Raw genomic sequence first — 11,116 nt, 5'->3', positions numbered from 1 at the left:
TGTCTATTCAATTCCTTTCAGCGATCCATAAAGCTAACCTTTAAGCCACCTAGCCCCGTGCTGTATCGTTATAGCTCTATGGATCGTGTGCATTATTCTGTTGTCTCGTGTTCTGCTAACCAATCGATAAGCGTTTGCCGTTTGATGAGTGTGTTCATCCCGTCGATCTTAACGACTGGCAAACCTTTCTTTATCCATTTATCAACTGGTGTCACTGACTTAAGCCCCATGAACCTAGCCACTTCGCTTTTAGTCATATATGGAGCGCTGGGAGCGTTTGAGGCGACTTTTAGCATAGTTACCAGCTGTCCGATATTTTTAAAATCTTCCGTCAGTTGCATGTCTTCGGTGTCTAGTGTGATCGTTACTTTAGCCATTGTATTGATCTCCTTTGCTTAAATATTCCAGCCAGTCAGTGCGGATCTGTGCGAATATTAAGGCTCGGTTACGCCTTGCTAGTTGCTTGATCTCGTTTTTGAGTGGTCCGCTTGCTCGTGCTAGTTCGTCTTGATCGGTAGCAATGTAATAGCCGGGCTTTAATCCGCTACGAACTCCCACGATTGGGACGCCGTGATCGATCACTAACCGTCTGATAATGTCACGGACTGTCCGGGTATCTAGTCCAGTAATTCCAGCAAGGTAAGCGGTAGTCCGTGCAGTATCTGCACCATATCCTAGCAGTTTCAAGATATTTTTTTCGTCTGTGCTAAGTTGTTCCATTCCGTTCTATTTCCTTTCATCATTCATTTATTGGGTGGGTGTTTTGGGTTAAGCTGTTGCGGGGGCTTATATGCGTGTTTCTCAAATTTGAGTGTCACGGCTAGGGGATACGTTGCTATTTCTCGTCAATAGCGACAAACATTTTTGCGCCGTTTAGAAGCGCCTTGATCTGTTTGTAAGTGAAACCAGCTTCGATATAAGCAATAGTCTTACGCTCGTTTTGCTCGTATCGTTCTTGTTCTTCAACTGTCAGCAGGTCAAGCGCCGTCTTAGCATTGCCACGCTTATTTTTAAGCTTCTTGACGTCAAGCCCTGTTACACTCTTGACCAGTAAGGCATTGATATTCGAATACATATGCGGGGCATAGTATTTCCAGTTTTTAATTGCGTCTTGTAACTCCCGCTTGATTGGTTTCTCTGATAGCCGTTGTAGTTGCCATTTCGCTTTTTCATCCCTTAGTTTAAAGAATTCATCAACTAGGGCCGTTTTAAATTCTTCAACTGTGGGCGTGTTATCTAAGAATGTGATAAGTAGTGTTGCTTGTCGCTCGTTCAAATGGTAGATCTTTTCAGGTCGTCCACGTCCAATTAATTTACGCATTTCAAATGCCAAAATTCCATAACGTTCTAGTCGGTCCTTTTTATCCCTGATTAATTGCCGTACTGCGTGCAAACTATTATTGCTATATTCTGCGATAACTTTATCTGTCGTGTATGGTTCATCTTTCAACGACTGCATGAATACTAATTCGTTCATTGTGTCGCTCCTTTCTATTTGCTAACTTGCTTGTGTGGCTATTTAACGTACTGCTTCAATAACCAATCATTGATGATTTTCACGTTGGTAGGTCTGATGCCTTGGTTTTTTAGCGCCCGTGATAAAGCAAAACGGCTAATTTCCATCTCTTCGGCTAGCTCTGTAATTGTGATATTTCGCTCGCCTTTGATACGACGTAACCCTAATAGTTGCTCGTGCGTTAATTGCATTTACTATCTCTCCTTTCGGTTTACATTTTTTGTAAACTACACAATAATATTAATTTACAAAAAATGTAAAGTCAATACCGTTTTACAATTTTTGTAAATTAATATATAATCAACTTTAGAAAAGGGGTGTTATTTTTGACTAATCGAATACGGCAACTAAGAAATGAAAAAGGACTAACTTTAAAACAGTTAGCTGATGAGTTTAACAAATTTACAGAAAAAGATAGAGGTACTATAAAAAAGATTTCTTATGCAACTCTTTCAAGATGGGAGAACGGGACTAATGATCCTCCGTCAAAATCTTTAGAAAAGCTAGCAAATTATTTTGACGTACCCGTTGGCTATTTAAGTGGTGTATTATCTTTAAAAAAAGATGATGACGAAAGTATAGAAAAAGATCTTTTTAAACTCCTTTCAGAAGAGACTAAGCGAAGTGAAAATGAAATTAAGTATTTAGAAAAGCTAGGGCAGTTAGCTACTTTGATAGGCAAGGCGAATCTTAAGGAGTATTTGATTAACAATAATTTACTGACTTCTACCTATTACGATGACACCTTTAGAGGGCAGGGACTAAATTTGATGGTCAATCTGATAAAGTTAGGAGCAACGAGAGAACATTTTAAAGCTCGTGAAACCTTAGGCGTCTTCTATGATTTAGAATTGTTAGAAAAAACTTTCCGAGATATGGGTTACAACTCCTTTGCATTGGATAAAAAAATAGATAAGCTTTCAGTCAAACTTATTTCGGGAGATGATACGTTAGGAGAAAATATAAGCGAACGAATATACATGTTATTTAGGATATTTGTAAGTATTGTTCAAGAGGCTAATTCTGATAGAAATGCACAAGAGATGTTAAACGAAATACAACAACTAATCTATGAATTAGCTCCCAGAGATGATGATATTTATAGAGTGTATGAAAGCAGATCCTAAATCGCCAGTATCACGCCTAAAAATGTAGAGTTTTGTTGGGTTTTCGCCACAAGTGGAGAAAGTAGTAATTTGTAGTAATTGAGCCACTTCGATAATTTAGAATTGCCTACGTGCATACCTTGGGGCTGTAAGTCCGGTACAAGGCAGGTCAATTATTTTTACTTGCCTTGTACTTCGATAAAATCGAATTGCAAACACTGGGCCGACTTTTCGGCTAAGTGCATCCCCCCTATAAAAATATTTTGGGATGTCTTTCCGGCGTAAGGCAACGCCATTGTGTGCGCTCTTCCGCTCTGATTAATGGGGGGCGGGGGTAATAAATAACAACTGCACCTCAAAGTGCACTTGTCATAGATCCATACATATACAATCGAATAGATACCAGTGATAAAGCCGTCCTATCGTGCATTACTTTAAGCCACCTAGCCTGTGCAATAAAGATAAAGGACTGATAAACATGGCTAAAATTACAGAGTATCAAACGAGTAAAGGAAAGTTTTACCGCTTCCGTGTATATGCTGGGATCGATGAGATGACTGGCAAAAAGAAATATATCAAGCGTGCAGGTTTTAAAACCAAAGCACAAGCAAAAAAAGAGCTAGTTAAATTAGAGTATGACCTTTCAAGTGGTGGGTACTTCAAGCCACTAGATAGCAAGCTTTTTAAAGATGTCTATTTGATGTGGTTAGATCAATATAAAATAACGGTTAAAGAGTCAACACTTAATAAAGTGCTGTCACTTTTTAAAAGTCAGATATTGCCACAAATAGGGATGTATCGTGTGGATAAACTAAAACTTGCTAGCTGTCAAAAGATGGTCAATGTTTGGGCTAAAAATTCGCCTGCATCGTTTAAACAATTGCTCGGGTATGCATCTAATGTGATAGATTTTGCCAAAAGATTAGAGTTGACCGATCGCAACCCGTTTAAAGATGTCATAAGACCACGTCAAAGGGTAATACGCAAGGAACGCAATTACTTTGAACCAATAGAGTTGAAACGCTTCTTGACAATTGCGGAAAAAGTGGGGCTTAAAAACTATGCTGTACTTAGAACGTTAGCTTATAGCGGTATGCGAATAGGGGAGCTTATAGCCCTGACTTGGGATGATGTCGATTTTTCAAATAACACGATCAGCATCAGTAAAACAGTTGCTCGGGGTGTCGGCAATAAGTCCATTATACAATCGCCAAAAACTTCAGCTAGTAAACGCTTATTGGTTATGGATCACGAAACGATGAAGGTCTTGAAACGCTGGCAAGTCAAACAAGCTAGTTACTTGTTAAAACGTGGGATCAATGCGATGTCTAGCAATCAATTAGTATTTAGCAATACTAAAAATGAATTTTTAGCACGCTGTACGGTCTATGCTTGGGTAAAAAAGATCTGTGCGATCGATACTAGTTTACCTAAGATCACCCCTCACGGCTTCAGACACACGCACGCTACTTTGTTATTATCTGCTGGCGCTAGCGTCAAAGAAGTTCAAACTCGTTTAGGTCATGAAAAAGTACAAACAACGCTTGATGTTTACACTCACTTGACTAAGCAAGATCAAAAAGCAACGATCAATAAACTTGTTAAATATCTGGGATAGAGACCCTAAAAGAGACCCTTAAATTTTTTGTAAGCGTAAAAGTGCTTGTTATAGCAAGTTTAGGCGATTGATAGTATACTAGATTTGAATAGATAAATGAGGTGATTATATGAGTTGGGAAGAGACTTATACTATTTGGAACAAACAACCTGATCTAGCACCTGAAGTTCGGGAAGACCTTGATAAGATCGTAAATGATAAAGAAGCATTGGAAGATGCCTTCTATACACCAATGGAATTTGGGACAGCTGGGATGCGTGGCTTGATCGGTGCTGGGATCAACCGCATGAATATTTATACTGTGCGCCAAGCAACTGAAGGTTTGGCACGCTTTATGGATACCTTGGATGAAGAAACAAAATTACGTGGTGTAGCGATCAGTTATGATTCACGTCACATGTCACAAGAATTTGCTTTTGAAGCAGCACGTGTTTTAGGGGCACACGGGATTCCAAGCTTTGTCTTTGAAAGCTTACGTCCGACCCCAGAACTATCCTTTACCGTTCGGCATCTACATGCTTATGCAGGGATCATGATCACAGCGAGCCATAATCCAAAACAATATAACGGTTATAAGATCTATGGTGAAGATGGGGCGCAAATGCCACCAAAAGAATCAGATATGATCACGAATTATATCCGCGAAGTTGATGATCTTTTTGCCGTTGAAGTTGCTGATAAAGATGCTTTGATCAATGATGGAACATTGAAAGTCATCGGTTCAGAAGTCGATGAAGTTTACTTAGAAAATGCCAAAGAAGTAACGATCGATCGTGAGTTAGTGGCTGAAGAGGGTAAAACGATGAAGTTGGTCTTTACTCCACTTCACGGTACTGGTGGGATGTTAGGTGAAAAAGCCTTACGTCAAGCTGGTTTTGAAGACTTTACGATGGTCCCAGAACAAGCAATGCCAGATCCAGAGTTCTCAACCGTTGAACATCCAAACCCTGAATTTACAGAAGCTTTTGATTTAGCGATCAAATTAGGCAAGAGCCAAAAAGCTGATCTTTTAGTAGCTGTCGATCCTGATGCAGACCGTTTGGGAGCAGCTGTTCGTCAACCAGATGGCGAATACGAATTGTTGACAGGTAACCAGATCGCAGCTTTGATGTTGAACTATATTTTAACGGCTCGTAAAAAAGCAGGTAACTTGCCTGCAAACGGGGCTTTAGTAAAATCAATCGTTTCAAGTGAATTTGCTGCTAAAGTTGCAGCTGATTTTGGGGTCGAAGCGATCAATGTCTTGACTGGGTTCAAGTTCATTGCCGAACAGATCCAACATTTTGAAGAAACCAATGAACACAGCTTCATGTTAGGCTTTGAAGAAAGTTATGGTTATTTGATCCGTCCATTCGTGCGCGATAAAGATGCGATCCAATCTTTGGTACTATTAGCTGAAGTAGCTGCCTTCTACAAGAAACAAGGTAAGAACTTATACGATGGTCTCCAAGAATTATTTGAAAAATACGGCTATTTTGCTGAAAAGACGATCGCTTTGACCTTTGATGGGATCGAAGGTGCACAAGAGATCAAAGATTTGATGGCTAAGTTCCGTCAAGAATTACCAACTGATTTTGCTGGTTATAAAGTGATCGCAGCTGAAGATTATCAAGCTTCTAGTCGCCAAGATGCAGCTGGGAATGTGACAGCGATCAACTTGCCTAGGTCAAATGTTTTGAAGTACTTCCTTGAAGATGGAACTTGGATCGCAGTTCGTCCTTCAGGTACAGAACCAAAGATCAAATTTTACATTGGTACACAAGGTGATTCCGAAGCTGATGCACAAGCTAAATGTGAAAAATTTGAAAAAGCAATCAATGATTTCATCAAGGGCTAAAATTAGCTGTTAGATGCTGAAGACACGGTAAATGGCCGTGTCTTTTTTGATTCTGCTGATGCGAAAATACGTTCGTTGTGGTATAATCTTGTAAGCAATAGTTTTTAATGAGGGGGTAATCATTTGATCGAACGTCAAGCCGATAAAGAGTTCAAATTAGTTTCAAAATATCAACCAACTGGAGATCAACCACAAGCGATCGCTGAGCTTGCGACCGGGATCAAAGCTGGTAAAAAAGAACAGATCTTATTAGGGGCTACTGGGACCGGGAAAACTTTTACGATCTCAAATGTGATCGCTAAAGCCAACAAGCCAACTTTGGTCTTAGCCCATAATAAGACCTTGGCGGGACAGCTCTACGGGGAGTTCAAAGAATTTTTCCCAGACAATGCTGTTGAATATTTTGTATCCTACTACGATTACTATCAACCTGAAGCTTATGTTCCTTCAAGTGATACTTATATCGAAAAGGATTCGAGCATCAATGATGAGATCGATAAATTACGCCACTCTGCGACTAGTTCGTTATTAGAGCGCAATGATGTGATCGTGGTGGCCTCAGTTTCATCGATATTTGGTTTAGGTGATCCAAAAGAATATCGTGATCAAGCTCTTTCATTGCGAGTAGGTCAAGAGATCGAACGAGATAAGTTGTTGAACCAACTGATCGATGTTCAATTTGAACGTAACGATATCGACTTTCAACGGGGACGCTTTCGTGTTCGCGGCGATGTTGTCGAGATCTTCCCAGCTTCACGTGATGAACAAGCGCTTAGAGTTGAATTTTTTGGGGATGAGATCGACCGGATCCGAGAAGTTGACCCTTTGACTGGAGAGATCTTGGGTGATCGCAATCACGTTGTCATCTTCCCAGCAACTCACTTTTTGACAAGTGGTGAACGCTTAGAAGGATCGATCAAGAGCATCGAAGCCGAATTAGCTCAAAGGTTAGAAGTCTTGCGCGCTGATGGCAAGTTGTTAGAAGCTCAACGTTTAGAACAACGAACGACATACGACATTGAGATGTTGCGTGAAATGGGATATTGTTCAGGGATCGAAAATTATTCACGGCATATGGATGGAAGAAAACCGGGTGAAGCACCATATACGTTGTTGGACTTCTTCCCCGATGATTTTTTGATCGTAGTCGATGAATCCCATGTTACGATGCCCCAAGTGCGCGGGATGTACAATGGTGACCGCTCACGTAAACAGATGCTAGTCGATTACGGTTTCCGCCTTCCAAGTGCCTTAGATAACCGCCCATTAAAGTTAGCTGAATTTGAAGAACGAGTAAATCAGATCATTTATATGTCGGCGACCCCAGGTGTTTATGAACAAGAACGTACCGATACGGTCGTGCAACAGATCATTCGACCGACGGGATTATTGGATCCAGAAGTTGAAGTTCGTCCGATCATGGGACAAATGGACGATCTAGTGGCTGAGATCGCCAAAAGAACTGAGCGCGATGAGCGCGTCTTTGTAACGACTTTGACTAAGAAAATGGCAGAAGATCTGACCGATTACTTTAAAGAGATGAGTATTAAAGTCAAGTATCTGCATTCTGATATCAAGACACTTGAACGGACCCAGATCGTGCGCGATCTACGTTTAGGAAAATTTGATGTGCTCGTTGGGATCAATTTATTACGTGAAGGGATCGATGTGCCAGAGGTCTCATTAGTTGCGATCTTAGATGCTGATAAAGAAGGCTTTTTGCGCAATGAACGGTCTTTGATCCAAACGATCGGCCGAGCTGCGCGAAATGAAAATGGGCATGTGATCATGTATGCTGATACAGTAACAGATTCGATGCAAGCAGCGATGGACGAAACAGCTCGACGTCGGACGATCCAAATACAATACAATGAAGAACATGGAATCGTGCCAAAAACAGTCAAAAAGGAGATCCGTGATGTGATCACCATGACGACTAAACCAAAAGAAAGCACTAAAGCTTTAAATGATAAACTCGATTTTGATGAATTGAGCAAACAAGAACAACGCGAAATGATCGCACGTTTAGAGGAGCAAATGCGTACTGCTGCTAAGAACCTTGACTTTGAGGATGCAGCCGCTTTACGTGATACTGTGATGGAATTAAAAGCACAGCTTGATTAAGTAGAAAGGATGAAAGTTGTGGGAAAAAATAAGATTACGATCCGTGGTGCTAGAGAGCATAATTTAAAAGATATCAATGTTGAGATCCCTAAAGAAAAACTTGTCGTGATCACGGGGCTTTCCGGTTCAGGTAAAAGTTCGCTCGCCTTTGATACTTTATATGCTGAAGGCCAACGCCGCTATGTTGAGAGTTTGTCAGCTTATGCTAGGCAATTTTTAGGTCAGATGGACAAACCCGATGTCGATTCGATCGATGGACTTTCGCCAGCGATCTCGATCGATCAAAAGACGACTTCGAAAAACCCACGTTCAACGGTTGGGACTGTAACGGAGATCAATGACTATTTGCGTTTGTTATGGGCTCGCGTAGGTACGCCGATCTGTCCTAATGATGGCAGTGAGATCACGAGCCAATCGCCTGAGCAAATGGTCGATCGAGTCTTGCAACTCCCTGAAAGGACTAAACTCCAGATCTTAGCACCGATCGTGGTAGGTAAAAAGGGACAGCATAAAAAAGTTTTAGAGAAGATCAAACGTGAAGGCTTTGTTCGAGTTATGATCGATGGAAAAATGCATGATATTGCTGAAGATCTCGAGCTAGATAAGAATCTCAAACATGATATCTTTGTAGTAGTCGATCGGATCGTTGTTAAAGAAGGGATCCGTTCACGATTATTTGATTCATTTGAAGCAACGTTACGCTTGGCTGAAGGTCGAGTGTTTGTTGATGTGATCGGCGATAAAATGTTGCAATTTTCGGAAAATTTTGCTTGCCCTTATTGTGGCTTTACGATCGGTGAACTTGAGCCACGACTCTTTTCTTTCAATGCGCCTTTTGGAGCTTGTCCAGATTGCGATGGGTTAGGAATGAAACTTGAAGTCGATATCGATCTAGTCGTACCTGATCGAAAAAAGACCCTTAACGAAGGGGCGATGGAACCGTGGAATCCGATCAGTTCCAAATATTATCCAACGCTATTAAAGCAAGCATGTGAAGCCTTCGGGATCAACATGGATACACCGTTTGAAGATCTACCGCAAGAACAACAAGATATCGTTTTATATGGTGCTAAAGATAAGACTTTCCATTTCCGATATGAAAATGATTTTGGCGGGATCCGTGACATCGATACGACCTTTGAAGGGGTCATCCCCAATATTGATCGGCGTTATCATGAGACCAATAGCGATTTTACCCGCGATGTGATGCGCAAATATATGACGAGCTTGCAATGTCAAACGTGTCATGGATATCGGTTGAATCGCCAAGCTTTGGCGGTCAAGATCGCTGGCAAGCATATCGGTGAAATTTCTGATCTGCCGATCGCCGATGAATTGGCCTTTTTTAAGGGCTTAGAATTTAGTGAACAAGCGGCTCAGATCGCGCGTCCGATCTTAAAGGAGATCAAAGACCGGTTGACATTTTTAGTGAATGTTGGGTTGGATTATCTGAATTTAAGCCGTTCAGCACGGACACTTTCTGGGGGGGAAGCTCAACGGATCCGCTTAGCGACCCAGATTGGCTCTAACCTTTCCGGGGTCTTATATATTTTAGATGAACCTTCGATCGGGTTACATCAACGCGATAATGATCGTTTGATCGCTTCTTTACGTGCCATGTGTGAGTTGGGAAATACTTTGGTCGTAGTAGAACACGATGAAGACACGATGCGAGCTGCTGATTATTTGATCGATATCGGTCCAGGTGCTGGGGTAGAAGGTGGTCAAGTCATGGCTGCGGGAACACCTAAGCAAGTTGCCCGTTCGAAGCGATCATTGACTGGACAATATCTAGCTGGGAAAAAATATATTCCGATCCCAGCTACCAGACGGCAAGGGAATGGGAATTTTATTGAGATCATTGGAGCAACGGAAAATAATCTTAAGGATATCGATGTAAAATTCCCATTGGGTGAATTCATTGCAGTCACTGGTGTTTCAGGTTCTGGTAAGTCCACGTTGGTCAACATGATCTTGAAACGAGCCTTAGCCCAAAAATTACACCATAATTCTGAAAAACCAGGTAAATTCAAGGAGATCAAGGGGACTGAACACCTTGAAAAAGTCATCAATATCGATCAAAGTCCGATCGGGCGTACTCCGCGGAGTAATCCTGCGACATATACGGGGGTCTTTGACGATATACGGGGCTTATTTGCCCAAACTAACCAAGCTAAGTTGCGGGGCTATGGCAAAGGTCGTTTTAGTTTTAACGTAAAAGGTGGTCGCTGTGAAGCCTGTAAGGGTGATGGGATCATCAAGATCGAGATGAATTTCTTACCTGATGTGTATGTGCCATGTGAAGTTTGTCACGAAGCCCGTTATAATTCTGAAACACTAGAAGTTGAATATAAAGGCAAAAATATCGCTCAGATCTTAGAGATGAATGTCTTGGAAGCATTAGAATTCTTTAGTGCGATCCCTAAGATCAAGCGCAAATTGCAAACGATCGTCGATGTTGGGTTAGGGTATGTCTCGTTGGGGCAACCAGCAACGACTTTATCCGGTGGAGAAGCCCAACGGATGAAGTTAGCTTCTGAATTACACCGTAAATCGGCGGGCAAGACCTTTTATATTTTAGATGAGCCAACTACCGGCTTGCATACCGATGATATCAAACGCTTATTAAATGTCTTACAGCGATTAGTTGATAAGGGAAATACGGTATTGGTGATCGAGCACAATTTAGATGTCATCAAATCGGCGGATCATTTGATCGATCTAGGACCAGAAGGCGGTCAACGTGGTGGACAGATCGTTGGTATCGGGACACCCGAAGAGTTGTGTCAGATCGAGCAAAGTTACACGGGTAAGTATTTAAGACCACTTTTAGAAAAAGGACATTATGAACCACGAGAAGATTAAGACTTGCTTTTTAACGCCAAACTGTTAAAGTTAAAGTGTACAATTAATAA

9 protein-coding genes are annotated in these 11,116 nt (G+C 41.4%); 5 read left to right on the top strand and 4 right to left on the bottom strand.

Going from position 1 to position 11,116, the window contains the following annotated elements:
• Positions 1-92: 92 nt before the first annotated feature.
• The 4 genes from FC30_RS04190 to FC30_RS04175 all read right to left on the bottom strand — a co-directional run bounded on the left by FC30_RS04190 (position 93) and on the right by FC30_RS04175 (position 1,707).
• Positions 93-377, bottom strand: coding sequence for a hypothetical protein (locus FC30_RS04190; protein WP_010689300.1), 285 nt, complete (start codon positions 375-377; stop codon positions 93-95).
• Positions 370-720: a hypothetical protein gene (locus FC30_RS04185; RefSeq protein ID WP_010689298.1), complete on the bottom strand. Its 351-nt coding sequence runs from the start codon at positions 718-720 to the stop codon at positions 370-372. Before FC30_RS04185 ends, FC30_RS04190 begins: the two co-directional genes overlap by 8 nt.
• A gap of 115 nt (positions 721-835) precedes the next feature.
• Positions 836-1,477, bottom strand: a complete 642-nt coding sequence (locus FC30_RS04180) for a Rha family transcriptional regulator (protein ID WP_010689297.1) — start codon at positions 1,475-1,477, stop codon at positions 836-838.
• Positions 1,478-1,515: 38 nt separating this feature from the next.
• Positions 1,516-1,707 (bottom strand): MarR family transcriptional regulator, encoded by a 192-nt coding sequence (locus FC30_RS04175; RefSeq protein WP_010689296.1) that lies wholly within the window; start codon positions 1,705-1,707, stop codon positions 1,516-1,518.
• A gap of 135 nt (positions 1,708-1,842) precedes the next feature.
• Here FC30_RS04175 and FC30_RS04170 point away from each other — a divergent pair, with 135 nt between their 5' ends.
• The 5 genes from FC30_RS04170 to uvrA all read left to right on the top strand — a co-directional run bounded on the left by FC30_RS04170 (position 1,843) and on the right by uvrA (position 11,066).
• Complete coding sequence (locus FC30_RS04170) at positions 1,843-2,643, top strand: helix-turn-helix domain-containing protein (RefSeq protein ID WP_010689295.1); 801 nt, start codon at positions 1,843-1,845, stop codon at positions 2,641-2,643.
• A 457-nt stretch (positions 2,644-3,100) separates the two neighbouring features.
• Positions 3,101-4,240, top strand: coding sequence for a tyrosine-type recombinase/integrase (locus tag FC30_RS04165; protein ID WP_010689293.1), 1,140 nt, complete (start codon positions 3,101-3,103; stop codon positions 4,238-4,240).
• A 109-nt stretch (positions 4,241-4,349) separates the two neighbouring features.
• Positions 4,350-6,077: a phospho-sugar mutase gene (locus FC30_RS04160; protein ID WP_056938480.1), complete on the top strand. Its 1,728-nt coding sequence runs from the start codon at positions 4,350-4,352 to the stop codon at positions 6,075-6,077.
• A 123-nt stretch (positions 6,078-6,200) separates the two neighbouring features.
• Complete coding sequence (gene uvrB / locus FC30_RS04155; RefSeq protein ID WP_010689291.1) at positions 6,201-8,201, top strand: excinuclease ABC subunit UvrB; 2,001 nt, start codon at positions 6,201-6,203, stop codon at positions 8,199-8,201.
• 18 nt (positions 8,202-8,219) lie between these two features.
• A complete protein-coding gene (gene uvrA / locus FC30_RS04150) occupies positions 8,220-11,066 on the top strand; it encodes an excinuclease ABC subunit UvrA (RefSeq protein ID WP_010689290.1) in 2,847 nt (948 codons plus the stop codon).
• Positions 11,067-11,116: the final 50 nt, after the last annotated feature.

It is taken from the genome of Ligilactobacillus animalis KCTC 3501 = DSM 20602 (genome assembly GCF_001434535.1).
Lineage (GTDB): Bacteria > Bacillota > Bacilli > Lactobacillales > Lactobacillaceae > Ligilactobacillus > Ligilactobacillus animalis.
The sequence above is the reverse complement of the archived record's forward strand: the minus strand, read 5'-3'. Positions and strand labels throughout refer to the sequence as shown.